At 53.2% G+C, this 24,183-nt stretch carries 27 protein-coding genes; 9 read left to right on the forward strand and 18 right to left on the reverse strand.

All coding sequences use genetic code 11. From position 1 onward, the window contains the following. A partial coding sequence (locus ABIE64_RS11730) for a transposase (protein WP_354377529.1) occupies nucleotides 1-249 on the forward strand: 249 nt, incomplete at its 5' end. 170 nt (nucleotides 250-419) lie between these two features. Here the strand turns inward: ABIE64_RS11730 and ABIE64_RS11735 are convergent. Continuing rightward, nucleotides 420-1,454: a porin gene (locus ABIE64_RS11735; protein ID WP_354377530.1), complete on the reverse strand. Its 1,035-nt coding sequence runs from the start codon at nucleotides 1,452-1,454 to the stop codon at nucleotides 420-422. A gap of 365 nt (nucleotides 1,455-1,819) precedes the next feature. Here ABIE64_RS11735 and ABIE64_RS11740 point away from each other — a divergent pair, with 365 nt between their 5' ends. Genes ABIE64_RS11740 through holA form a run of 4 tightly spaced genes read left to right on the forward strand, consistent with a single transcriptional unit; the run spans nucleotide 1,820 to nucleotide 4,525 of the window. Next, nucleotides 1,820-2,269: a DUF3576 domain-containing protein gene (locus ABIE64_RS11740; protein WP_354377531.1), complete on the forward strand. Its 450-nt coding sequence runs from the start codon at nucleotides 1,820-1,822 to the stop codon at nucleotides 2,267-2,269. A gap of 30 nt (nucleotides 2,270-2,299) precedes the next feature. After that, nucleotides 2,300-2,974, forward strand: a complete 675-nt coding sequence (locus ABIE64_RS11745; RefSeq protein ID WP_354377532.1) for a hypothetical protein — start codon at nucleotides 2,300-2,302, stop codon at nucleotides 2,972-2,974. Continuing rightward, nucleotides 2,971-3,480 carry an LPS assembly lipoprotein LptE gene (locus ABIE64_RS11750; protein WP_062950074.1) on the forward strand — a complete coding sequence of 170 codons (510 nt, stop codon included), beginning with the start codon at nucleotides 2,971-2,973 and terminating at the stop codon, nucleotides 3,478-3,480. Before ABIE64_RS11745 ends, ABIE64_RS11750 begins: the two co-directional genes overlap by 4 nt. A gap of 13 nt (nucleotides 3,481-3,493) precedes the next feature. After that, the gene (holA, locus tag ABIE64_RS11755) at nucleotides 3,494-4,525 is read left to right on the forward strand and encodes a DNA polymerase III subunit delta (protein ID WP_354377533.1); all 1,032 of its coding nucleotides are present in this window, start codon (nucleotides 3,494-3,496) and stop codon (nucleotides 4,523-4,525) included. A gap of 87 nt (nucleotides 4,526-4,612) precedes the next feature. Here holA and ABIE64_RS11760 read toward each other — a convergent pair whose 3' ends face one another. The 7 genes from ABIE64_RS11760 to ABIE64_RS11790 all read right to left on the reverse strand — a co-directional run bounded on the left by ABIE64_RS11760 (nucleotide 4,613) and on the right by ABIE64_RS11790 (nucleotide 11,967). Next, entirely contained in the window at nucleotides 4,613-5,821 is a 1,209-nt protein-coding gene (locus ABIE64_RS11760; RefSeq protein WP_354377534.1) for a ParB/RepB/Spo0J family partition protein, read from the reverse strand. Continuing rightward, a complete protein-coding gene (locus tag ABIE64_RS11765; protein ID WP_007088522.1) occupies nucleotides 5,818-6,642 on the reverse strand; it encodes a ParA family protein in 825 nt (274 codons plus the stop codon). Before ABIE64_RS11765 ends, ABIE64_RS11760 begins: the two co-directional genes overlap by 4 nt. After that, on the reverse strand, nucleotides 6,639-7,274 hold the full coding sequence (gene rsmG, locus ABIE64_RS11770; protein ID WP_114094229.1) for a 16S rRNA (guanine(527)-N(7))-methyltransferase RsmG: 636 nt from the start codon (nucleotides 7,272-7,274) through the stop codon (nucleotides 6,639-6,641). The genes ABIE64_RS11765 and rsmG overlap by 4 nt, the downstream gene beginning before the upstream one ends. Before the next feature lie 323 nt (nucleotides 7,275-7,597). Beyond that, on the reverse strand, nucleotides 7,598-9,496 hold the full coding sequence (mnmG, locus tag ABIE64_RS11775) for a tRNA uridine-5-carboxymethylaminomethyl(34) synthesis enzyme MnmG (protein WP_354377535.1): 1,899 nt from the start codon (nucleotides 9,494-9,496) through the stop codon (nucleotides 7,598-7,600). 145 nt (nucleotides 9,497-9,641) lie between these two features. Beyond that, nucleotides 9,642-11,051, reverse strand: coding sequence for a tRNA uridine-5-carboxymethylaminomethyl(34) synthesis GTPase MnmE (gene mnmE, locus ABIE64_RS11780; protein ID WP_051682177.1), 1,410 nt, complete (start codon nucleotides 11,049-11,051; stop codon nucleotides 9,642-9,644). Nucleotides 11,052-11,371: 320 nt separating this feature from the next. Next, on the reverse strand, nucleotides 11,372-11,701 hold the full coding sequence (locus ABIE64_RS11785; RefSeq protein WP_063092277.1) for a (2Fe-2S) ferredoxin domain-containing protein: 330 nt from the start codon (nucleotides 11,699-11,701) through the stop codon (nucleotides 11,372-11,374). A 5-nt stretch (nucleotides 11,702-11,706) separates the two neighbouring features. After that, nucleotides 11,707-11,967, reverse strand: coding sequence for a DUF6489 family protein (locus ABIE64_RS11790; protein ID WP_007088517.1), 261 nt, complete (start codon nucleotides 11,965-11,967; stop codon nucleotides 11,707-11,709). A 293-nt stretch (nucleotides 11,968-12,260) separates the two neighbouring features. On the opposite strand from ABIE64_RS11790, the gene ABIE64_RS11795 reads away from it, so the two are divergent. The 3 genes from ABIE64_RS11795 (at nucleotide 12,261) to ABIE64_RS11805 (ending at nucleotide 16,079) form a co-directional block, all read left to right on the forward strand. Beyond that, nucleotides 12,261-14,312: a thioredoxin domain-containing protein gene (locus tag ABIE64_RS11795; RefSeq protein ID WP_354377536.1), complete on the forward strand. Its 2,052-nt coding sequence runs from the start codon at nucleotides 12,261-12,263 to the stop codon at nucleotides 14,310-14,312. A gap of 132 nt (nucleotides 14,313-14,444) precedes the next feature. Further along, entirely contained in the window at nucleotides 14,445-14,930 is a 486-nt protein-coding gene (locus ABIE64_RS11800) for a methylated-DNA--[protein]-cysteine S-methyltransferase (RefSeq protein ID WP_114094225.1), read from the forward strand. Between the two features lie 174 nt (nucleotides 14,931-15,104). Then, nucleotides 15,105-16,079 carry a quinone oxidoreductase family protein gene (locus ABIE64_RS11805; protein ID WP_007088514.1) on the forward strand — a complete coding sequence of 325 codons (975 nt, stop codon included), beginning with the start codon at nucleotides 15,105-15,107 and terminating at the stop codon, nucleotides 16,077-16,079. Nucleotides 16,080-16,147: 68 nt separating this feature from the next. Here ABIE64_RS11805 and ABIE64_RS11810 read toward each other — a convergent pair whose 3' ends face one another. After that, nucleotides 16,148-16,699: an HD domain-containing protein gene (locus ABIE64_RS11810; protein WP_341365207.1), complete on the reverse strand. Its 552-nt coding sequence runs from the start codon at nucleotides 16,697-16,699 to the stop codon at nucleotides 16,148-16,150. A gap of 150 nt (nucleotides 16,700-16,849) precedes the next feature. On the opposite strand from ABIE64_RS11810, the gene ABIE64_RS11815 reads away from it, so the two are divergent. Further along, a complete protein-coding gene (locus tag ABIE64_RS11815; RefSeq protein ID WP_354377537.1) occupies nucleotides 16,850-17,140 on the forward strand; it encodes a hypothetical protein in 291 nt (96 codons plus the stop codon). 257 nt (nucleotides 17,141-17,397) lie between these two features. On the opposite strand, the gene rho is transcribed toward ABIE64_RS11815, so the two are convergent. The 9 genes from rho to ABIE64_RS11860 form a co-directional block, all read right to left on the reverse strand. Beyond that, complete coding sequence (gene rho / locus ABIE64_RS11820) at nucleotides 17,398-18,660, reverse strand: transcription termination factor Rho (RefSeq protein WP_007088512.1); 1,263 nt, start codon at nucleotides 18,658-18,660, stop codon at nucleotides 17,398-17,400. Nucleotides 18,661-18,992: 332 nt separating this feature from the next. Next, a complete protein-coding gene (locus tag ABIE64_RS11825; protein WP_037989003.1) occupies nucleotides 18,993-19,352 on the reverse strand; it encodes a helix-turn-helix domain-containing protein in 360 nt (119 codons plus the stop codon). Continuing rightward, nucleotides 19,349-19,996, reverse strand: a complete 648-nt coding sequence (locus ABIE64_RS11830; RefSeq protein WP_007088509.1) for a Smr/MutS family protein — start codon at nucleotides 19,994-19,996, stop codon at nucleotides 19,349-19,351. Before ABIE64_RS11830 ends, ABIE64_RS11825 begins: the two co-directional genes overlap by 4 nt. After that, a complete protein-coding gene (locus ABIE64_RS11835) occupies nucleotides 19,974-20,249 on the reverse strand; it encodes a LutC/YkgG family protein (RefSeq protein ID WP_354377538.1) in 276 nt (91 codons plus the stop codon). Before ABIE64_RS11835 ends, ABIE64_RS11830 begins: the two co-directional genes overlap by 23 nt. Nucleotides 20,250-20,337: 88 nt before the next feature. After that, nucleotides 20,338-21,150, reverse strand: coding sequence for a substrate-binding periplasmic protein (locus tag ABIE64_RS11840; RefSeq protein WP_354377539.1), 813 nt, complete (start codon nucleotides 21,148-21,150; stop codon nucleotides 20,338-20,340). A 190-nt stretch (nucleotides 21,151-21,340) separates the two neighbouring features. After that, on the reverse strand, nucleotides 21,341-22,054 hold the full coding sequence (gene dnaQ, locus ABIE64_RS11845; RefSeq protein ID WP_007088507.1) for a DNA polymerase III subunit epsilon: 714 nt from the start codon (nucleotides 22,052-22,054) through the stop codon (nucleotides 21,341-21,343). Continuing rightward, a complete protein-coding gene (coaE, locus tag ABIE64_RS11850; RefSeq protein WP_354377540.1) occupies nucleotides 22,047-22,649 on the reverse strand; it encodes a dephospho-CoA kinase in 603 nt (200 codons plus the stop codon). The genes dnaQ and coaE overlap by 8 nt, the downstream gene beginning before the upstream one ends. Nucleotides 22,650-22,680: 31 nt before the next feature. Further along, complete coding sequence (locus ABIE64_RS11855; protein WP_354377541.1) at nucleotides 22,681-23,547, reverse strand: shikimate dehydrogenase; 867 nt, start codon at nucleotides 23,545-23,547, stop codon at nucleotides 22,681-22,683. Nucleotides 23,548-23,578: 31 nt separating this feature from the next. Then, on the reverse strand, nucleotides 23,579-24,175 hold the full coding sequence (locus ABIE64_RS11860; RefSeq protein WP_063092266.1) for a Maf family protein: 597 nt from the start codon (nucleotides 24,173-24,175) through the stop codon (nucleotides 23,579-23,581). Nucleotides 24,176-24,183: the final 8 nt, after the last annotated feature.

Below are 24,183 nucleotides of genomic sequence, written 5' to 3' on the forward strand. Positions count from 1 at the left end.
GACAAGGGGTATGACAGTCAGGAAATACTTGACGCCATCACCGCCATGGAGGCTGTGGCGGTTATTCCACCAAGGTCCAATCGCAAGCAGCAGCGCGAATACGACAAGGAAATCTATAAGCACAGAAATGGTGTCGAGCGGACGTTCAACAAGCTCAAGCACTGGCGAAGGCTGGCCACACGATATGACCGCAAGGCCTGCCATTATCTGTCTTTCGTATTTCTCGCCGCAGCCACTCTATGGATGTAAATGTCGATTCAGCCTAGGCGACGAAAAAGCTGAATTTCAAATCAATCATGATAAACAGGTAAAGTCATTATAATGATCTGTCGTACCTAGCCGCTCGCAACCCCCAAAGCAAAAAAGAAGGGAGCGATTTCTCGCTCCCTTCAGGGCATTTTTATTCAATCCAGATTGGATTAGAAGGAAAGTGCCAGACCGGTTACAACACCGTAGCCATCGTTGTCAGCGGCAGCAGTGGTTGCGTCTTCTTCAAACCAGAAGACCGAAGACTGCCACGAAACACCTGCACCGAGGGTGTAAGCCAGCCCAAGGGACAGGCCTTGGCTGTCAACGTTGGTTGTTTCGTTTTCCTGATAAGCGTAGCTCAGACCAACCGAAGCTGCGTCCATCGCATAGGTAACACCGAGGTCAAATGCATCGATGTCGCCACGGCCAGCGGTGCTATCACGGGAAGACAATGTGTAATCGTCTTCGGTGTGACCATAAGAACCACCAACGGTGAAGTTTCCGAAACCAACATTGGTACCAAAACCATACCAAGCACCTTCACCCTGGTGTTCGCCTTCAGCCGACAAGCCAAGCGAAACACCACCAAAGTCATGATCGAAGGTAACAGCACCGGACAGGATGTTGTCGCCAGAACCATCGGTGTTGTTGTAAGAGGAAGCACCGTTACGGTTGCTGTCATCAGCAAAAGAAACACCAGCCTGGAAGCCGCCAAACGACGGGGTCATGTAGCTGAAACGGTTCTGGTCGCCAGAAGACGGAACAGTATCAATGATATTACCGGTGGTGATGTTGACCCAGTCTTCCATACCGCCATCGCTCGGGTTAACCGGACCAACGGTCGGAGCGGTAATAGCCATCGAGTCAGCAACGCTGTCGTTCTTGCCCATTTCGATGCGACCGAAGCCACCATTCACGAACAGGAACTGTTCATCGATCTGGTCACCAGAGGTTTCACCTTCGAGTTCGATACGTGCACCGATTTCGATGCCGTTATCAAGGGTGGTCGAACCGGTGAAGTAAACTTCGGTATCAGACTGGAATGCGTTATTACGACCGTCAGAACCAGGAACGTCTTCATCAGCGAAGCCAACCCACTGTTCCATATAACCGCCAACCGACAATTTGATCGGCTCAGAAGCCGAAGCCTGGCCTGCGAAAGCAACAGCAGCGATTGCGCTGGAAGCAAACAGAATCTTTTTCATCTTTTCCCTCAACGTCTTTGCAAGTGCGGAAAACCGCCTAACAAAAATTAGGTGAACGACTTTTCGCCGTTCGGTTCGAGGGCAATGGAGCCAGTAAAAGTCCCGCAGGTCAACAACACTGTGATCGAAAAGATACATTTCCACATCTTAGTTGCATATTTGACACACATGTTTTTGTTTGCTCCAAGCCTTGTCGGTCCTATAGTGCGGACAGAAATTCTGATGCTCTGGACAAGGAATGGACCGTGCGATTGTCTCCAGTTAAAGTAATTGCCTCTTTCTCAATATGTTTGCTCATTGCTGCTTGTGCCGGTAGTCAGTCAGATTATGATAGCTATCCTGGCTCTGCACCGGGAAATAAACGTGTGGGGACAACCGGTCGATCCCAAACAATCGCGGACCAGAAAAAAGAAGGCACCCTTTTTGGTCCCGACGGCTTTAATTTTCTGGGTGGTGACGAGAGCAAGAATCAGGGCGGCGGCACCGGTATTGGTGTGAACAGCTTCCTGTGGCGCGCATCGCTTGATACGCTCTCCTTCATGCCGCTCAACTCGGCCGATCCGTTTGGCGGTGTGATCATTACCGATTGGTACAGCCCGCCGGAAACACCAAACGAGCGTTTCAAGATTACGGGCTATATCCTCGGTACCGCCCTTCGCTCCGACGCGATTAAGGTCGCTGTCTTCCGTCAGGTGCGCGTTGGAACGGACCAATGGGCAGATGCTGTGGTTGAACCAAGTACGGTAACCGCAATGGAAGACTCGATTCTGACCCGTGCGCGTCAACTGCGCATTGACAGCGCAACCGCACAATAAGCATTCCGTTTGGATATGCCAGACGCACCTATGTATGTGTCAGATCAATACAACCCCCATTCGCTGACACGTGAATGGGGGTTTGTCTTGGCCTTTCATCGACCTGCATTATCACAATACGGGGATGATCTGCGCGCTGGGCGACTTGCAATCGCGTGCGAAATTCTTGGCCTGCTTCCTGCTTGGGAAGAACAAAAGGATTTCCCCCGCCAGCCAAAAAATGCAGGACCGGTTTCAACAGACATCATCGAAAACAATCTGGCAAAGCTTCATTCCCAGATAGGGAGTGATATCTTGTGCCTCACGCTTCTGGCAGATGTACCACTTGATCGTCCTTTGCATATAACCCAAAGCAGCCTGATCGGCCATTGGCGCTGGCTGCGTCAGGTTTGGACCAAACTGGCGATAGGCGAGCAGCCCTTTACCTTTATGCCTGAAGCCCAGACTCAGAGTTTACAAGATACGCCGAAAAGCAAAATTGTAGACGAGCTTGCAAAGGGTCGTTTCAATACGGCCGTTGCGAACCTGCGCAGCGACTTTAAGTCTCTTTCAAATAACAGCGACTCAGCTAAAGATCTTGAACTCAGACTTTCTTTCATCACGAACCTAACTCTGTTTTGCCCTTTGATTGGATCGGAACTATTGTATCGTCATGGTCATGCGCCTTTCGGCAAAAACCATCACGCAAAAAATAGCGAGGAATGACGTTGCGCGCCCTGTTATCGATTATCGCCGTGCTTGCCCTGACCGGCCTCACCGCTTGCGGCTTCCGCCCTCTTTATGCCGAGGATAAAGGCGGTGACAGTACCGCGGCCGATATGGCGAGGGTCAAAATATCGATGATGGAAGACCGAATCGGACAAATAACACGTAACGTTCTGGTCGAAACGCTGACCCCGCGCGGCCAAACTGTTCGGCCGGAATATACCCTCGATATTACTCTTGATGAATCAACTTCCGAACTCGGTTATACCAAGGACAATGAAGCAACCATTGCCGACTACATTTTGAGCGCCCAGTACCAACTTTCTCGAATTTCCGACTCAAGAATACTCCGTTCAGGCACGCTTCGCGCCCGAACAACTTACAACCTTGTCGACTCCGACTTTGCCTCACTCGAAGCAGAGTCCGCCGCCCGCTCAGACGCTGCCCGGAATCTTGCCCGACAGCTTGCCAATCAGGTCGCCGTTGGCCTGCGCAGCGGACGTTAGGTAATATCACGCCATGAAGCTCAAGGCAGCACAGGCCGAAAATTTCCTTCGCGCTCCCGATGCCAAGGCGCAACTCGTCCTGATCTATGGCGAGGATGAGGGGCTTGTACGAGAACGTGCGGTCAGACTTGCCAAAACCGTGGTCGAGGATCTCAAGGATCCATTCCGTGTAATCGAACTTGGCACTGCCCAGCTTAAGGAAGACGCCAGCCGTCTGCGCGATGAAGCCGCCGCAATCAGTTTCGGCGGTGGGCGCCGTGTAATCCGAATCCGCGACATTGGCGAGGCACAGGCCCCCGTAATAGCCGATTTCCTTGCCGATCCCGCCGGTGATGCCCTGATCATCATCGAAGCCGGCAGCCTTGCGTCCAAATCGAAACTGCGTCAGACGGTCGAGAAAGCCGGCAATGGCATGGCGCTGCCCTGCTATGCCGATAGCGGACGGGATATCGAAGCCCTGATCAATTCCGTCATGGAAGATCACAAACTGCGCATTGATCGCGATGCCATACGCTATCTGGTCGGTAACCTGGGCTCTGACAGGATGATTTCACGAAGCGAACTTGAAAAACTGGCTCTTTACGCTCTGAAAGAAGGTCAGGTCACATTGGCCGACGCGATGTCCTGTGTCGGGGATAGTTCCGCCCGCCATTATGACGATGTCGTGCAGGCCGTATCCCAGGGCAATGTTGCAAGCCTCGATAGCGCCCTGACCCGCCTGGTCGAAGAAGGCCTCAATCCGGTTGGCGCACTTCGCATGATGATCGGCTATTTTCAAAAACTACATCTGGTCAAAGGCCAGATGGCACAAGGCACGAATGCCGAACAGGCGATGAAATCGTTGCGTCCCCCCCTGTTTTTCAAGGCCGCAGATCAGTTTCGCGCCAATCTGCAGAATTGGGCATTGGGAAATCTGCAACGCGCCCTGCAAATCCTGCTAGAAGCCGAAAAGGATTGTAAAAGTGGGCTCGCCATCCCCGAAACCATCGCACACCGCGCGATGATCAAGGTCGCCGTTGCCCGCCAGAAGCAGGGCAGACGCTAACGACCGTACATATTTCGCAAAAAGAAAACAGCTCCGCTGACCGAGTCGTACGGGGCTGCTTATCGTTTGCGGATTGGCTATAAAAATCTATTCGTCGCTATTACTTAGGGCTCCATGAGCTTTACTCTTCAGGACTTTCGCGTCCGACAATGTCTCAAGCGCCTCTTCACCGACTTCATCCTGCTCAATCGGCATATCGCCTTCTGGCTCGTCTAGAAACGAGTCCTCGGCATCCAGCGCGATCTCGGTCGCGTCGGCAATCGATTCGAGCTCGTCAGTCAGAAGATCATCATCGATAAACATCGAATCGAATTCGTTGTCCCCCTCACCTTCGGGAACAAGCGGATCATCCTCGTCATTAACCGGTGCCGACTCGCCCAACCGTCCCTGACTCAAACGTTTGAGAATATCGTCAAGTTGCTCAAGGGTTTCATACCTAACAGAGATTTTACCACCCGCCCCGTCAAAATCGATATTTACTGCCAACCCCAACATATTGCTAAGATCATGCTCCAGCGCCACTGTATCTGGATCTTTATCGCTTGTGCGTCCCGACGAAGGCTTCTTCTGGCGCGCGGTTTTACCGCCGTCACTTTTCACCAGTTTCTCGGTCTGGCGAACGTTTAGCCCCTTCTTGACGATCTGGTTTGCCAGCTCGACCGCGTTATTCGCCCCCAACAGGGCCCGCGCATGACCGGGGCTCAGCACACGATCCGACAACATCTGCTTGATCGGTGCAGGAAGCGTCAATAAACGCAGGCTGTTCGCAATATGACTGCGGCTTTTGCCAAGCGCCTGAGCCAATGCCTCCTGGGTATGCGAAAAATCGCTCATCAGGCGGCTATAACCTTCGGATTCCTCGAGTGGCGACAAATCCTGCCTTTGCAGGTTTTCGATCAGGGCAATCTCGGCGGTTTCCCTGTCGTCAAAATCACGTACCAGAACCGGCACTTCGTGCAATTGCGCCCGCTGTGCAGCTCGCCAGCGACGTTCACCGGCAATGATTTCATAGGTGGTTTCACCTGTAGAGGACGCCCGCACAAGAATCGGCTGAATAATACCCTTCTGACGAATCGATGCCGCCAGATCGTCAATCGCCTCGTCATCAAAATTGCTGCGCGGCTGGAATGGTGATGGCTTCAGATCGGTGATGGCAATCAGCTGTGTGGTCCCGCCAGGGCCTGGATGAGCAACAGCCTCATTGCTACCAGCAACCGCTGCACCGACATCATCGTCTTCCTCGCCCAGCAGGGCCGATAGCCCCCGTCCCAAACCGCGTTTTTTTGCCTCACTCATGCCTTCACCCCTTCGCGTTTCAGAACTTCGCTTGCAAGATTAAGATATGCTCGCGACCCCGGACATTTCATATCATAGACAAGCACCGGCGTACCGTGGCTTGGCGCCTCTGATACACGGACATTGCGCGGGATCACCGTGCGATAAACGACATCACCAAAATAGTCGCGTACGTCATTGGCTACCTGTGCTGACAGGTTGTTACGCTTGTCATACATCGTCAAAACAATGCCCTGAATTTCAAGAGCAGGGTTAAAAGCCTTTTTCACCCGCTTAATGGTGCGTACCAGATGGCTGATCCCCTCCAGCGCGAAAAACTCGCACTGGAGCGGCACCAGAACCGCATCACTGGCAACCAACGCATTAAGCGTCAGCAAGCCAAGTGACGGCGGGCAATCGATCAGCACATAATCGACATCATGCGGCAACCGACCGAGCGATTCTTTAAGCTGCATCTCGCGGCGTTCAAAATCGACAAGCTCGATCTCCGCCCCAGAAAGATCCATACCTGATGGCACAATCGTCAGGCGTGGAATAGCAGTTGCCTTGCGTGCTTCTTCCAGCGTATTGCCGTTGATCAGTACGTCATAAGAACTTATCTGGCGCTCAGACGGACGCAGGCCCAAACCGGTGCTTGCGTTACCCTGCGGATCAAGATCAACGATCAAAACCCGCTGGTTCACAGCCGCCAACGCAGTTGCCAGGTTTATCGTAGTCGTAGTTTTACCAACCCCGCCCTTCTGGTTGGCCACGGCAATGATCCGCGGCCGGTGACCGGCCTCGGAAGAGATTGAAAGCGGCAAATCAATAACGTCGGTCACCGGTCAACTCCTTGCAAAATCATCACCACGCCTTCCGGATCAACTAGGCTGGCATGGGTGGTTACAGTGAATACCCAACCGGCTGCACGTGCATCGGCCAGCTCTTCCTCAAAGGCACGTCCTTTTAGCAACACATAATGCCCGCCCGGTTTAAGATGCCGCTGCCCAAGCTCCAGAAGCTTTGGCAATGGCGCAAATGCGCGGGCTGTAATCACGTCGGCTTCACGCGCGTTGGCGGCTTCAATACGCTCGCGGGCAATTTCGATCTGGCCCAACACCCCACAAACCCGCGCTGCTTCCAGCAGAAACACGGTTTTCTTGGTGTTTGATTCCATTAAAATCACGTTATTCGCACCCAAAATCGCCAAAACGATCCCTGGGAACCCTGCCCCGGAACCGAAATCGACAATTTTGCCGCCACGGACAACGTCTTCCACATACGGCCAAAGCTGCGCAGAATCCTGTAAATGACGTGTCCAGACGTCATCAGCCGTGCTGGCACCAACGATATTGATCCTTGGCTGCCATTTGACAACAAGGTCAGCATAAAGGCCAAGACGGTCCAATGTTTCACGTGAAACATTCAAATCGGTCTCAAACCATGTTTTTACGGGTTCTGAAATGGATTGCATGTTCGAGTTATAATCCGCGTTAATGATTCGCACCAGACTTGATTTTTTAAGCAAACACGTTTTATCGCGTCGAAATCAATAAATTTTGGGAAAAACACGAAAATGTTTCACGTGAAACATTTTACCGATAAGTAGAAGCGTCACGGACGCAAAGCCGGTGGGTCAGAATAAGACCAGACAGATATTCAGATAGTGTATTTGAAATCCGCGGTGAATGAAGCCCCATTGTCAATGATAAACAGCGGCACATCGAAAAAGGGCAGCACACTTATACAAAATGTGCTGCCTTTCCGAAATTATGGACAACTCAACGTAAGTTCCAATCAGGCACTGCGTATCGCCTTATGCTTGTGGCTTTTGATATGCCCAAGCAAGGCGGTCACTGCCGCGGGGGTGACACCCGGAATGCGTGATGCAGCACCAATAGTTTCGGGCTGGATTTCTTTCAGTTTCAAACGTATTTCCGCCGAAAGGCTGCCGACGCTATCGAAGTCAAGATCGCGCGGCAGACGCAACTCTTCATCCCGACGGAAGGCCGCAACATCGGCGGACTGGCGATCCAGATAGCCTTTATATTGCGCATCGATTGAAACCTGTTCTCGGATCGCCGGGGTAATTTCAGAAAGCTGCGGCCAGACGCGGGTCAAGGTATCGAAATCAATATCCGGATATGCCAGCAAGTCATACGCCGAGCGCCGCACACCATCCTGGTTGATTTTGATGTCATGCTTCGCCAGACCATTCGGGGTTTCGGTCAAATCGGACACGGTGCGTTTGGCTGTTTCAAGCGAAAGTTTTTTATCACCCCAAACCTGCTGGCGGTGCGATGCCACGCAGCCGATGTCAAGACCACGATCCGTCAGACGCTGGTCAGCATTGTCCGCGCGAAGCATCAAACGATACTCAGCGCGTGAGGTAAACATGCGATAGGGTTCGCGCGTGCCCAGCGTCACCAGATCATCAATCATCACGCCGATATAAGCGTCAGCACGATCAAGAACAAATTCGCGCTCAACCGCCCCTGCTGTGCTTCCGGCGACAAGGGCAGCATTAACACCCGCGACAAGTCCCTGCCCGGCAGCCTCTTCGTAACCGGTCGTGCCATTGATCTGCCCGGCAAAGAACAGTGCACTGACTTTCTTGGTTTCCAGCGTATGGCGCAGCTCGCGCGGATCAACAAAATCATATTCCACTGCGTAGCCAGGACGGAAAATCGCAACCTTCTCGAGACCCGGAATGGTGGCCAGCATCGCAAGCTGAACTTCTTCGGGAAGTGAGGTTGAAATGCCGTTCGGATAAACCGTCGGATCGTCGAGCCCTTCTGGCTCCAGAAAAATCTGGTGCTGGTTCTTTTCGGCGAAACGCACAACCTTGTCTTCGATGGACGGGCAATAACGCGGGCCACTGCTTTTGATCTGGCCACTATACATCGGAGCCCGATGCAGGTTTGCACGGATGATTTCGTGCGTCGCCTCGGTTGTCCAAGTCATGTGACACGAGATTTGCGGTACGGTGATTTCTTGGGTCAGGAAGGAAAACGGATCGGGCGGATTATCACCCGGCTGTTCTTGAAGACTGGCCCAATCGATCGTCCGGCCGTCAAGCCGTGCCGGGGTGCCGGTTTTCAAACGCCCCAAACGGAAGCCGAATTTTTCCAAAGTTTCCGAAAGACCAAGTGCTGGCGCATCACCGATACGCCCGGCCGGAGTGGTTTTTTCGCCAATGTGAATAAGACCACGCAGGAATGTTCCCGTTGTCAGAACCACCGCACCGGCATCATATTCGCGCCCGTCTTCGGTGATCACACCGGTCACGCGGCTGTCATCGCCCTCGGTAATTTTAAGGTCGTGAACCGCGCCTTCGATGATCGTCAGGTTTTCCTGATTGGCCAGAATATCCTGCACCGCTTCGCGATACAGCTTCCGATCAGCCTGCGCGCGTGGGCCGCGCACAGCCGGTCCCTTGGAACGGTTCAGCATTCGGAATTGGATCCCAGCGCGGTCAATCGCACGACCCATCACACCGTCAAGCGCGTCGACCTCGCGAACCATATGCCCCTTGCCAAGCCCGCCAATAGCCGGGTTGCAAGACATTTCTCCGATACGATCAGCACGGTGTGTGACCAGTGCGGTTTTCGCTCCCATGCGCGCAGCCGCAGCCGCAGCCTCGCACCCGGCATGGCCCCCGCCAACAACAATCACATCAAATCGGTTATCCGACATCGAATTCCTCGTTGAATTCCTTGACTACGCCAAGCCATGACATCTGCTCAATGCAACACAGCTTGCGAGTCTTATTCAGGTCTTAATTCAAAACCACGTGTCATCGAAATGGCCGATGTTTCACGTGAAACAATTTCTGATAATCTTATTTGCCGATACAGAAGTCGCCGAAGATAATATCAAGCAGGTCTTCCACATCGACGCGTCCGGTGATTTTACCGATTTCACGCACGGCAAGGCGAACATCCTCGGCCGCCAATTCGGCAATATCGGTCTGCAATCCGCGATCCAGATGATCACTGGCACGCTCAAGTGCCTGGCGGTGCCGCAGCCGTGTCAGGGGAACTGGTCCCGCAAAATCGAGCCCTTCTTTTACGCGAGTCTCCAGCAGTTGCAAGAGGCTTTCCATCCCCTGCCCGGTCATGGCCGATATGGGCAAAACGGGCAGCTCAAGCCGATCCCCTATTGCCGATTTTCCAGACCAGACTGTCGGGATATCGCCAACATCCACACCATCCACCTTATTGACCAGAAGGATCGTATTGGCATCAATCAGGCGCGCAGCCTCTGCGTCGATGTGGGGCCAGTCGGAACGATCCACCACAACAAGCCGCAAATCCGCATCCTCCGCGCGGGCGGTTGCACGGCGAACACCCTCGGTTTCGATCACATCGCCACTTTCGCGAAGGCCCGCAGTATCCACCATGGTGACGGGAAAACCACCAAGATCAAGATGGACTTCGATCATATCGCGCGTGGTTCCAGCGATCTCGGACACAATCGCCGCCTCACGCCTTGCCAGCCGGTTCAGAAGGCTTGATTTACCGGCATTAGGCGCACCGAGAATCACGATCTGGAAACCTTCGCGCAACCGTTCGCCGCGCCGGTTGTCGGCGAGATGTTTATCCATCTCGCCGTGAACGGATGACAAATCACCACGCACCACCGGCACAATACCACCAGGCAAATCTTCGTCCGGAAAATCGATATCCGCCTCGATGTAGGCCAATGCCTTCATTAAACGCGCGCGCCAGTTTTCGTAAAGGGCGCCCAATTCGCCTGCCATCTGGCGCACGGCCTGCCTGCGTTGGGCCGCAGTTTCGGCATCAATCAGATCGGCAATGCCCTCGGCCGCGGTCAGGTCCATTTTGCCATTTTCGAAGGCACGTCTGGTATATTCCCCCGGTTCGGCGATACGCAGGCCCGGTCGAGCGGCCAAGCAATCAAGAACACCGTCGATTACCGCACGCCCGCCATGAGTATGAAGCTCGACGACATCCTCGCCTGTAAAGCTGGCCGGACCTGCAAAATAGATCGCTACCGCATCATCAAGTCGCTCGTTCGTTTTCGGATCATGGATCGGCGCATAGATCGCATGACGTGGTTTTGGCAGGCTGTCGCGGCCCAGAAGCGCGCACAATGTCGCCCCAGCCATTGACCCGGATAGCCGGATAACCGCCACCCCGGCCCGCCCAGCGCCGCTGGAAAGGGCAAATATGGTGTCTGTCTGGCCCACTCGGATCGGGGTTCCACTGTCGGTCACGTTAATCGTCATCCGTTCTGCTATCCGTCACGCCATCTGAAGAAAAATGTTGCTGGCTGTCCATATCGGTCAGCATTCCGCGAAGGTCAACATATAGCTGCAATCACAAACGGGGCTTTAAGGCTGCACAAGATAGCTGAAAGCGGCATATCATCAGCTTTCTGACCACCAAACAATCCTCGCGGAAACCGGTTTCCAGTTTGATTTACAGATCTTTGGAAACGGCACCAACTTGTCACCGTTCTCGTTGCCGGAAAACACAAAACGACCCCTGTCGGAGCCGTTTGAAGTGATTGTCCTAATGATGATGCCGCGCATCGCGCCTTACCGGTTTATTGATCCGGGCTTAGGCGCAGCCGTTCAACCACCTTTCCCCCGACCAGATGGTCATTAAGGATGGTATCAATATCTTCGATCGTCTCGTAACGATACCAAGTGCCTTCGGGATAGATAACCATCACCGGCCCCAGTTCGCAGCGATCAAGACATCCAGCGGTATTGATACGAGTCATCGGCAGACCCAGTTCCTTGGCGCGAACCTTCATGTAATTGCGAAGCTTCGTAGCACCCTTGGAATTGCAGCATCCGCGTTCGTGCGTCGCGGGGCGCTCGTTCTGGCACACGAAAACATGCGCCTGATAAAAATGTGCCTCGGTCGTCAAGCTAGTCAGTCCTTGGTGTTCTTGCCAGTGGTGTTTCCGGCAGCGTTAAACTGGCTCCAGAAGGCTTTCTGAAGCTGTTCCCAGTTCTGCATGCCCTGCGGCAGCCAGGTATTGAGCATGGTTTCGGGATCCATCGCCGCAAGATTAGCTTTCATCCGGTCCTCGATATCTTTCATCAAGGCCTGCTGCATAGGCTGCACATCGGGCAGACCAAAAAAGGTGCGCAGTTCTTCTGGCGTGCAATCAATATCCACGGAAACTTTCATCGCCCTGATCTCCTCTGTTTGATCTTCTGCTTTTTATTGGGTCCATTATGGACGTCCGTGCGAAGTTCTCAATCACTATCGACCTCAGAGCACTTCCAATCAGTTAAAAGCCGATAAAATCGCAATATATTGCTAATCCAATCCCTTTACCCCCCTTGTCTTTCGCTTCAGGGGCTTTACCCTTACATCCATAGAATGAATGTCATCAATGGGATGGAACACTTCCCTTCCCGCAAACCATAAAAAGCCCGCCACCTTCACAGGAAATCCGGACGGGCACAGGATACGACGCCATGAAACTTGCGCAGAACAATCTTGGTTCGGAAACCAGCCCCTATCTTTTGCAGCACCGTGACAATCCGGTGCATTGGCAACCCTGGAGTACCGAGGTTCTTGCCGCGGCCAAGGCCGCAAACAAGCCTGTTCTGCTGTCGGTTGGCTATGCGGCGTGTCACTGGTGCCATGTTATGGCACATGAAAGTTTCGAGGACGATGGTATCGCGGCCCTGATGAACGAGCTGTTTGTGAATATTAAGCTAGACCGCGAGGAACGCCCCGATCTTGATAGTGTCTATCAGAATGCGCTGGCATTGCTGGGTCAGCAGGGCGGATGGCCGTTGACCATGTTCCTGACGCCGGATGGCGAACCGTTCTGGGGTGGGACCTATTTCCCCAAGGAGGCCCGGTATGGCCGCCCGGGATTTGGCGATGTTTTGAAGTCGGTTTCAGAAATCTATACCCAACAGCCCGATAACATCCGCCATAACGTTGCACAGATCGGTCAGGCGCTGATTAAAATGAATAGCGGTGCAACCGGGTCGATGCCGTCGCTCGCGATGATTGATCAGTGCGGTCATGGCTGCTTACAGATCATGGACGGCGAAAATGGCGGCACCAATGGTGCGCCAAAATTCCCGCAACCAAGCCTTCTGGCCCTTATATGGCGTGTCGGAGTTCGCACCAACGATACCGATCTTAAACGCATCGTCCGCCACAGCCTTGATCGCATGTGCCAGGGCGGGATTTATGACCATGTCGGTGGCGGTTTTGCCCGTTATGCCGTCGATGACCAATGGCTGGTGCCGCATTTTGAAAAGATGCTGTATGATAATGCGCAGCTGATTGATCTTCTGTGTGATGTCTGGCGTGAAACCGGCAACCCGCTTTATGAAGCCCGCATTTCCGAAACCATCGACTGGATACTGCGCGATATGCGAGTCCCCGGCGGAGCCTTTGCCGCCAGCCTTGATGCCGACAGCGAGGGTGTAGAAGGCAAGTTCTATGTCTGGGACGAAGCCGAAATTAACGCCATTCTTGGCAATGATGCCGCCCTGTTCAAGGATATCTATGACGTCAGTCCCTCGGGCAACTGGGAACATAAAAATATCCTGAACCGCACGCAATCGGGCCTTGGCCTTGCGGACCGAACGACGGAAAAGAAACTTTCGGAAACACGGACAAAGCTTTTGGCAGTGCGCAACAAGCGCATCTGGCCGGGATGGGATGACAAGGCTCTGACCGACTGGAACGCTATGACCATCGCAGCTTTGGCTGAAGCCGCAATGGTGTTCAAGCGCGCAGACTGGCTTGATTATGCAAAGCTTGCCTATAATTTTGTGATCAACAGCCTGATGACTGGCGAAAGCAATGACCGGCGCTTCCTGCATAGTTATCGCAATGGAAAGGCACAGCATGCCGGGATGCTCGAAGATTACGCGCACATGATCCGCGCGGCTTTGCAGCTTTATGAATGCTTTGGCGAGGATGCATACCTTCGCGAAGCCACCGAATGGTGCGAAGCAGTCGAAAACCTGTTTGCCGACACCAAAGGTGGTTATTTCCAATCGGCATCTGATGCCGATGATCTGGTTGTGCGCCAGAAACCGCATATGGATAATGCTGTTCCGGCCGGAAATTCGGTCATGGCACAAAATCTGGCGCGGCTTTATGCCCTGACCGGCGATACCAAATATCGCGACCGGGCGGAAATCACCATTGCCGCCTTTGCCGGGCGATTAAACGAACAATTTCCCAACATGCCTGGCCTTCTTCTGGCAGCCGAAATGCTGCAAAATCCGCTTCAGATCGTGCTGATCGCCAAGGAACGCAGCCAGATGTACATGGAAATGCGGCGTGCCATCTTTGCCGCCTATCTGCCAAACCGTGCGATCACCATTCTGGCCAACACCGATGCCCTGCCCGACCTGCACCCAGCCAAGGGAAAAACCGTGATTGACGGACATGAGACAGCCTATGTCTGTCAGGGGCCGGTCTGTTCCGCACCGGTTACCAATGCCACCGACCTTGCCAAGCTGCTTGCCAATTTGCCAAATAAGTCGACATAAGAAGAGCCGCTGATACGATGCCTGCTCAACTCGGATGTTTCACGTGAAACATCCGATGGTTGACCTCCTCCTCCGGCGTCCAAAAATTAATTATGCCTTTTACCCCTTCCCACAAGCCGCAGGATTTCGACCATGCCCCAGATTTCGATGAACAGCCCGGTCGGGGCGATTACAATTTTCGAATTCGACGATCAGATCGTCGCCGTCGATTGGGGCTTTGTCGAGGATATGGAACCGAGTCCGGTCCTGAGCGATGCCAAAGCGCAGCTCAATGCCTATTTCGATGGCAAGCTTGATGCCTTCAACCTGCCGCTGGCGCCCGATGGCACCGATTTCCATAAGGCGGTATGGGATGCGATGTGCAAAATCCCGCGCGGCAAAACAGCGACTTATAAAGATTTGGCAATTGCCGCCGGGGCACCAACAGCCTATCAAGCGGTCGGCACTGCCTGCGGGCTTAATCCGATCCCGATCATCATTCCGTGTCACAGGGTTCTGGCAAGCGGCGGCAAACCGGGTGGCTATTCCGGCGACGGTGGACTTGAAACCAAACGCGCGCTTTTGAAGATCGAAGGCATCGATCTGGTTATCCCAAGCGATCAGGGTAACCTGTTCTGAAAAAAGCAGCTATCAGCCAATTTTGTCTGGCATTCCATCAGGTGAAATATCGTCTTTTAACCTCCGTCCGAACGGACAAAACCAAACCTGCTGAATAGTAAAATGGCGTTTTCTGACATAGACTTGGACCATTGATCAGACAAGCGCCAAACGGCGCCTTAACGGGAGGTCTCCATGACCAAAGCTTTCCGATTTTATGAAACCGGTAGCAGCGATGTGCTGCGTTTTGAAGATGTCGAGATCGGCGCACCGGGTGCGGGTGAAGTTCGCCTGCGACAGGAAGCCGTCGGGCTGAACTATATCGATATCTATTTCCGTTCCGGGGTTTATCCGGCCCCGTCCCTGCCATCGGGCCTTGGGCTTGAAGGTTCGGGCGTGATCGAGGCGGTTGGTGACGGCGTAACCGACCTTGCAGTTGGTGATCGGGTTGCCTATGCCGCACAACCGCTGGGTGCCTATGCCGAGGCACGTGTAATGCCGGCCAAGGGTTTGGTTAAAATCCCGGACGGAATCAGCTTTGATCTTGCAGCAGCCGCAATGTTGCAGGGCATGACCGCTCAGTATCTTTTGCGCCGAACCTATCACGTCAAAAAAGGCGATACGATCCTTATCCATGCGGCTGCAGGCGGGGTTGGCCAGATTGTTTGCCAGTGGGCCAAACATCTGGGTGCCACCGTAATCGGCACCGTCGGATCGAAGGAAAAAGCCGAGATCGCCAAATCCAAGGGCTGCGATTATCCGATCCTTTATCGCGAGGAAAAGGTATCCGAGCGTGTAAAAGAGATCACCAACGGCCAAGGCGTTGAAGTAGTTTATGATTCCGTCGGTAAGGATACCTTTGACGACTCGCTCGATTGTCTGAAACGGCTTGGCATGATGGTCAGTTTCGGCCAGTCATCAGGCGCCGTTCCGCCCATCCCGCTTAAGGCACTCGCACCTGGGGCCTATTTCCTGACCCGGCCAAGCGTCTTCCAGTATACCGACACCCGCGAAGAGCTTCTGGCGACTGCAAACGAGCTGTTTGACGTCCTGAAATCTGGTGTGGTGAAGATTGATATCGGCGCGACATATGACCTTGCGGATGCCAAACACGCACATGACGACCTTGAAGGCCGCAAAACAACGGGCTCGGTCATACTGAAACCCTAAGACTTTATCGCATTGAAAAACATCGATTCACGCCTTTGCGGAAATGAAAGGAATGGGAAGAGGCAGGGTTAAACCCCCGCCTCTTCCTTTTCCGTGTGCCAAGCACGAACATCGCGCGCGATAGCATCGAAACGATCCGACAGGCCGGAGCTAACCGCACGGCACGGAGCAATGACAGCTTCGGCCCAATCGACATAGCGCAGAATCTGTTCTCGGTCCCAGCCAACCGGGGTATCGGTCAACATCGCGCCAACATTGGCGACCTTATCGGCCAGACGGACCAGTTTAGCCCCGTTACTAAGATGCGGGGCGGTTTCGATCTGGCGGGCTTTGCGCTCATCGCGCGGCAGCGCCTTGTCATCGCTGACTTCAAGGACGATATCGGCGATCATTTCATTGAAACAGGCTGCAATTTCATCGCGAGTCGCCCCGCAATCCTCGATCACATCATGCAGGACCGCAGCACAGAGCACGTATTCATCCGTATGCGGTTCACATTCGACGATCAGGCGCGATACCTCGATCGGGTGATTGATGTAGGGTTCATGGGCCGGGCCTTTGCGGCGCTGGTCACGATGCGCGCGGGCGGCAAAATCGACGGATTTCAGTAAAAGCTGCATCAGCCTTGAAAAAAGTAGTGAAAGAACGAGACCAGAGTCACATTTGATTGCGGCTACTGCAAGCATTGATGGCTATCGACATCAAAAATATATGCCCCACATACAGGAAAGAGCCAAAATCAAAGAGGTACGCGAGACATGCCCGAGGAAATGAATCTTAAACTAACCTTGCAAAATACCGGCACCGAACCTCTGCATTTAACCAGTCTGGCACCGCAAACCGGCTGGAAATCAGCCCCGCCCCATCATCTGGCCGCCAATAACCAAATCGATTGCGAAATCATCGCTGCTGATGAGCTGACAATCACCCTTCGATACGGGGTGCATCATATAGGGCTTCATTTTGGTAATGGAAAGCTGCATGTCGAACCGGGTGATAGCAAACTGATTCGGCAGAAACTTGACGGTCACAATGCCGAACTAACATTGGCAATGACCTGAATAGCGAAGTGTTTCACATGAAACATCCCGCAAGGTTGCAGATCAGGCCCGGTTCCGGCGAGTGCCTGCCATTCGGCGGCCCGCACAGCACAGATATATTCATCGCGCAAAGGCAACCTATCACTGTTCAAGCGAAGTAGATCACAGTGATCTACCGCACTCATAAACCTGTCGGATACCTCCTGCCGGCAAACAAAAACCCCCGACAGATTGCCGGGGGTTTTCCATGACGGGTCGATTACAGGATCGAACGGCGATCAGCCATTCATTGAATCGAAGAAATCGTCGTTGTTTTTGGTCGATTTGAGCTTACCAAGCAGGAATTCCATCGCATCCTGCGGCCCCATCGGGTTGAGGATACGGCGCAGAACCCACATTTTGGAGAGCGCGCTTTTTTCGACCAGCAGTTCTTCCTTACGGGTACCCGATTTAAGAATATCGATCGCCGGGAAGATACGTTTGTCGGACAGTTTGCGATCCAGAATAAGCTCGGAGTTACCAGTACCTTTGAATTCTTCAAAGATGACCTCGTCCATGCGCGAACCGGTATCAATCAGGGCAGTTGCGATGATGGTCAACGAGCCGCCTTCTTCGATGTTACGTGCCGCACCGAAAAAGCGTTTCGGGCGCTGCAGGGCGTTGGCATCGACACCACCGGTCAGAACCTTGCCGGAGCTTGGAACGACGGTGTTGTAAGCACGTGCAAGACGAGTGATGGAGTCCAGCAGGATGACGACATCGTGCTTGTGCTCAACCAGGCGTTTTGCCTTTTCCAGAACCATTTCAGTGACCTGGACGTGACGCTGTGCGGGTTCGTCGAAGGTCGAACTGATGACCTCGCCCTTCACGGAACGGTCCATGTCGGTCACTTCTTCCGGGCGTTCATCAATCAGAAGAACGATCAGATAGGCTTCCGGGTGGTTTTCCTCAATCGCGTGCGCAATGTTTTGCAGCATCACGGTTTTACCGGTGCGCGGCGGTGCGACGATCAGGGCACGCTGACCTTTGCCAAGCGGGGAAACAAGTTCAATCACACGGTTGGTGATGTCCTTGTTGCCTTCCTGATCAAGGTGGCGCTCCATCTTGAGCGGCTCGTCCGGGTAAAGCGGGGTCAGGTTATCGAAATTGATGCGATGGCGGACTTTTTCGGGCGCATCAAAGTTGACCTTGTCGACCTTGAGCAGCGCGAAATAACGCTCGCCCTCCTTGGGCGAACGAATCTGGCCTTCAACCGTATCGCCCGTGCGCAGACCAAAGCGCCTAACCTGGCTCGGAGAGACATAGATATCGTCCGGACCGGCAAGATAGTTTGCCTCAGGACTGCGCAGGAAGCCAAAGCCGTCTGGCAGAACCTCCAACACGCCTTCGCCGAAAATGGCATGATCGTTTTCGGCCAGCTGTTTGAGAATGGCAAACATCAGCTCCTGTTTACGGAGCGTGCTGGCGTTTTCGATTTCGAGTTCCTCGGACAGGGCAAGAAGCTCCGTCGGGGATTTCTTTTTGAGTTCCTGAAGATGCATATGTGCGTTTAATGATCTTGTGATTGCCGGGAAAGGCGATGATTGAAAGGAGAGGAGATATAGAGAGGAATGCGGTCGACGGTCAGGCAGATCATAGTTTCTGCGGACCTGTCGGAACCTTGTAGTTGTGAAGCAGACAGGACTGTTTCATGTTTCCGATGAAAACACCACAGATTGATAACGCCGATTGAACCAATAGTCAAACCGTGTTTGATACCATTAAGGCAATATCACGTGCACCTGTTGCAGAACTGCCATGCAATCGCCTGCCCAGGCTAAACCGGCGAAAGATATTCTTCAACCAACTGGCGAACCTTCGTGCATCTGTCTGGTCAACCAACCCGTTCGCGGACTATCGCCAGCATACGGGCAAGCTGATCATCGCTTAAACCGGCAATCCGTTCCGACAGAAGATTGGCAAGTTCGGTTGCCTCTGGCTCAAGCCCGGCGGTATCTACCGTTACCTTGGGATGAGAAAGCTGTGCCAGGCGTTTGATTTCGTCAACTTCATCCCAGACCAGATTGAAATAGCCGCAGATTTGCTGCACCAGACCCGGGCTTGGCCGGCCACGATGGCCATGTTCAAGCGCGGAAAGGTATGCTGGCGAGAGCTGCAAGGCGTTTGCCATATCGGTCAGGGTGACATTATGGCGCGCCCGTAATTCGCGAATACGATTGCCAAAGGGTGTCACGGGCGTCTCCGTTTCAGCAGAACATAAAAGGCGCCCGATCCGCCGTGCTGGATACGAGCTTCGCTGATGGCAAGAATACGGGTGCGAAGCCTTGGCGCGCTTAGCCATTGCGGGGTGCGTTGGCGCAAAAGACCGGTGCGGCCATATTCATCAGCACGCGATCCTTTGCCCGTAATCACCAGAACACAACGTTTTCCGGCCCGCCAGCTGTCTTCGATAAAAGCATTCAGTGCGTGGTGGGCGACATCCTGGGTCATGCCGTGCAGATCGATACGTCCATCGATTGACATCTGGCCTTTCTGGAATTTTTTGGCCGTCGACTTATCAATGTTATCGGTGACACCGGGCTCAAGTTCGGCCAAGGCGCGATTCTTTATCTGCGGGCCTCGATCAGCATTGCGTGCAGATGGCAGATTGCGCGCAGCCCGGACTTCTTCGGCCTTGTTGATTTCGCCTTGCAGGTCATCAGGAAGCGGCATCGCCGTATCGCTTTTGGGATGATCGTCGTCCAGTTCGAACACGGCGTCGCTGCCCTTGCGCTGTTTGGAACGCAGGGGTTTGACATCACGCGTGAAAATTTCCCAAAGGGCCTTTTCTTCGTCGCTGACGGAGCGCCGTCTTTTATGGGTTTTCTTTTGTGTCATCCACCAGAACGATATGCAAACGGCGCGGTCCGTGCGCGCCTAGCTGTATCGTCTGTTCGATATCGCCTGTTCGCGACGGGCCTGTCACCCAAAGGAATGTTCGCGGCATATTGCCGTTTCCTTCCCATTCGCGCAACCGTGCCCATACTTCTTCGTAAGTTCCGACGATGTCGCTGACTTTTAAAACGACAATATGGGTGTCGGGAAGCATATTGAGCGTAAAGGCATATCGGCCCAGAGTAAACCAAGCCATAGGCATGACCGCCAACCGCGCCACAAACCGAACAATGGTGGGTCCAAAGCCTGATGATCACTACATGTGCGAATGTTCATAAACCGTATCAATCATCCCGCCCGAAAAGATCAAGACAGGCAACACCGTTATTGTCGAGGTTCAACATTGCTCGCAGAAACGCACTGTCGGTATTCGAAGACAAGCCATGTCTCTCACGTAAATTAATGAATTGGCCGCTTTGCTTGATCTTATTGAGAGAGTTCTGAAGTTTTTTGATCTCGTCAATCGGGGCCGCATTGCTGATGGCAATATAAAGAAAACAACTGCGATAGGGTAAAATCCCGTCAATATCGCGTTGCTGAGCGCCGGGATCGACAATGTCGCGATATTGGCGCAGAATCGAACCACCAATTGCAATCAGATCCACACGATCAGCATGTAACATAGGCAGTAAAAGCTCTTCGCGTGGAACCAGAACAAGCTGTTGCGCGCCGCGTCTACGTAAATAGGATTCACGCGCCGATCCCAACAAAACGCCGATCCGTGCCGAGGACAGGATGTTATCAAAGCTCATATCCTGCCATTTGGCATCGGCGTAACCATAAAGGTTCCAGATCGTGCGACTGATCGGCCCAACCCATTTGAAGCTGTCTTCGCGATCCGCGGTTCGAGTTGTCGGATAGATTACATGCCGGGTGCCCTGCACCGCCTGTTCCATAACCCGCTTCCAGGGTGCTTGCGCCGCAATAACATAGGGCAGACCAGCATCGTTAAACAGAGTCGTGACAAGATCATCAAAATAGCCCGGTTCGGGACGGACTTTATCACGACCGCCCTCAGACGCATGAATGGTATAGGCAAGTTCGCCATCGATGAGGGTGTCTGTTTGCTGCAACTGGATCGGGGATTGGTCACCCAATTGATATTGGGCGCTAGCATCGCGGGTTGGGATCCCCGACAGAAGCATTGCAGTGATCAAACATCCGATTAGACCCGACTTGTTGAAAAGCGGCCGGTTCAAGAACGGGAGTTCAAAAAGCAAAAAGACGATCTGACAAAAAAAAGAAGTTCGAAAAAAAACGGCATATCGCGAAAACATGCCGGTCACATCATACCTCTTCGTGCTTTAGCCAAAAGGCACCGGAAACCTTTGTTTCAATATAGGCGCGATGTGCAGCCAGTTCTTCGTCGCTGACGATATGGAGCCGTGGTTCAAGACGATTTTCCTTTGGCCCCACCACCATGCGCGGGGTATTCGCGGTCTCCTTTGCTTTGTCCTTGGCATTGGAATCAAGCAAAAGCCCATGTTGCCGCCCCCCCAGCAGTTCAAGATAAACCAGCGCCAACAGATCAGAATCGAGCAATGCGCCGTGCAGGGTACGGTTCGAGTTATCGATCTTGAAACGACGACACAGCGCATCGAGGCTGACCGGAGAACCTGGGAATTTTTTGCGCGCCATCTGCACGGTGTCAATCGCGCGATTCATGTCAATTTTCGGCTTGCTCAGCCATTCAAGTTCTGCGTTCAGGAATTTCATATCGAACGCAGCGTTATGGATCACAAGAAGCGAATCATCGCCGATAAATTTGAGAAAATCATCGACAATTTCGGCAAAAACAGGCTGGTCTTTAAGGAAATCGTCACCCAGACCGTGAACGTCAAATGCCTCTTTTGGCATCGGACGCTGCGGATTGATATATTGGTGATATTGCTGTCCCGTCGGCATGTGATTGATCAACTCGATGCAACCGATTTCCACTAGGCGATGGTCTGCATATGGATCAAGGCCGGTGGTTTCCGTATCAAGGACAATTTCACGCATGTCGGGTCCGATTTTCCAGTTGGTCAACGATGGTCCGTATCGTAGCGAAAGTTACCGCCCGCCCCAAGCCTGTCGGGATGATAAAATCGGCTTTGCGACATTTTTCGCGATCCGGCATCTGTTTGGCAAGAATGGCGGAAAATTTGGCCTCCGTCATCCCTGATCGCGTCATAACACGTTGGCGTTGAATGAACTCCGGCGCTGATACTACCGCAACTTGATCGCAGCGTTTTTCGCCCGCCGTTTCAAACAGAAGCGGGATATCAAGCACAACCAATGATCTTTGTGCCAGACGGTTCTGCCTTAGAAATCGGTTTTCGTCATCGCGAACCAGCGGGTGCAGAATGGCTTCAAGACATTTCAGCGCATCGGAATCGGCAAAAACGATTGGTCCGAGTATCTGGCGATCAATACGGCCGTCTTGCAGGACATCAGGGAATGCCGAAATGATCGGTTCAAATGCCGCCCCATCCGGTGCCATTAAATGATGGACGCTGGCATCAGCATCGTGAACCGGCACACCGAGATAGCGGAACATCCCCGCCGCTGTCGATTTACCCATGCCGATGGACCCGGTCAGTCCCAAAATCACCATAATAAATAGTGTCCTGTGATCTTAATTCGGATTAATCTGGCGAAAGCACGAATTCGCGAAGCTCTGGCGTAACCTCTGGATCAATCCCGAACCAGCGATGGAAACCCGGTCGTGCCTGATGCAGCAACATGCCTAACCCGTCAACCACTTGATTGCCGCGTTTTTTGGCTTGTGCCAGCAGATCGGTTATCAGCGGTGCATAAACGATATCGGTAACAAGGGCTGTTTGCGGCAAACCTTCAAGATCGATTTCAAGTTTCGGCTGTCCAACCATGCCAAGGCTTGTGGTATTGACCACAAGTGCCGCATCGGCAAGGCTTGCGGGATCAAGCGGCCAGTTCACAACATTTATCCGGGGATCATTAATCTCGGTCGCCAGATCTTCAGCGCGTTTGCGTGTACGATTGGCAATACGGATTTCGGGACTGCCTTCGTCAAGCAGGGCAATCAAAACCGCGCGCGATGCCCCACCCGCACCCAGCACCACCGCCGGACCAGACGCAAAATCGATATTCGGGGCTTCTTGGCGAAGGTTTTCGATAAAACCGAACCCATCGGTATTATCGCCCAGCATGCGGCCATCCTTGGCAAAGGTCACAGTATTGACCGCTCCGATGCGACGCGCACGATCAGAGAGTTCGTCACATTCGGGCATCGCCATTTCCTTTTGCGGAATGGTGACATTGACCCCAGAAAAACCCAGATTTCGCAAGGATTTCAGAGCATCCTGAAAATTATCCGGCTCTACCGGGAGCGGCATATAGCAACCGTCGATCCCGTATTTTGCCAGCCAGTAACCGTGCAGACGCGGCGATTTCGAGTGCGATACCGGCCAGCCCATCACACCGGCAAGGCGCGAGGTACCCGACAGGGTTCGATAAGGAGTTCGCAAAGTCATAATGAAGAATTTCCTGCCTGAATGTCTTTTATTATGCCTTGAGAATACCGTGATCACGCAAGAAGCCAATCAGCGGCAAAAGAGGCAGGCCCAGAACGGTAAAATAGTCACCGCGCACTTCGGTGAAAAGCTGCGCGCCAATACCTTCAAGCTGATAACCTCCAACACAGTCGTAAATGTCGTCGCCGGCGGCATCAAGATAGTCTTCGAGCCATTCATCCGTAAAGTTGCGCATGGTCAGATGGGCGGTATCGATGGTGCCCCAGATACGTGATCCTTCCTTATAGATCACGGCCGCCGAAACCAGTTGATGGGTTTTACCGCGAAGCGCCAGAAGCTGGGCACGGGTATTGTCGCGGTCACGCGGCTTGTCAAACCAGATCCCGTTGCATTCCAGCATCTGATCGGCCGCTATAACGATACCATCGGGTTGCTGTCGATACATGCGCAATGCCTTCATTTCGGCGAGCGTTTCGGCGGCTTCGGCAGCACTGGCACCTTCGGCCTTCATTGATTGCTTGTAACCGTCTTCGTCGATCATGGAGGCAATTGCCTCGCAATCCACACCTGAATTTGTCAGCATGGAGTGGCGAGCTTTGCTGCTGGACGCCAGAATCAGTCTGGTCATGTATCGGT

It is taken from the genome of Thalassospira sp. MBR-102 (assembly GCF_040549275.1).
Taxonomy (GTDB): domain Bacteria; phylum Pseudomonadota; class Alphaproteobacteria; order Rhodospirillales; family Thalassospiraceae; genus Thalassospira; species Thalassospira xiamenensis.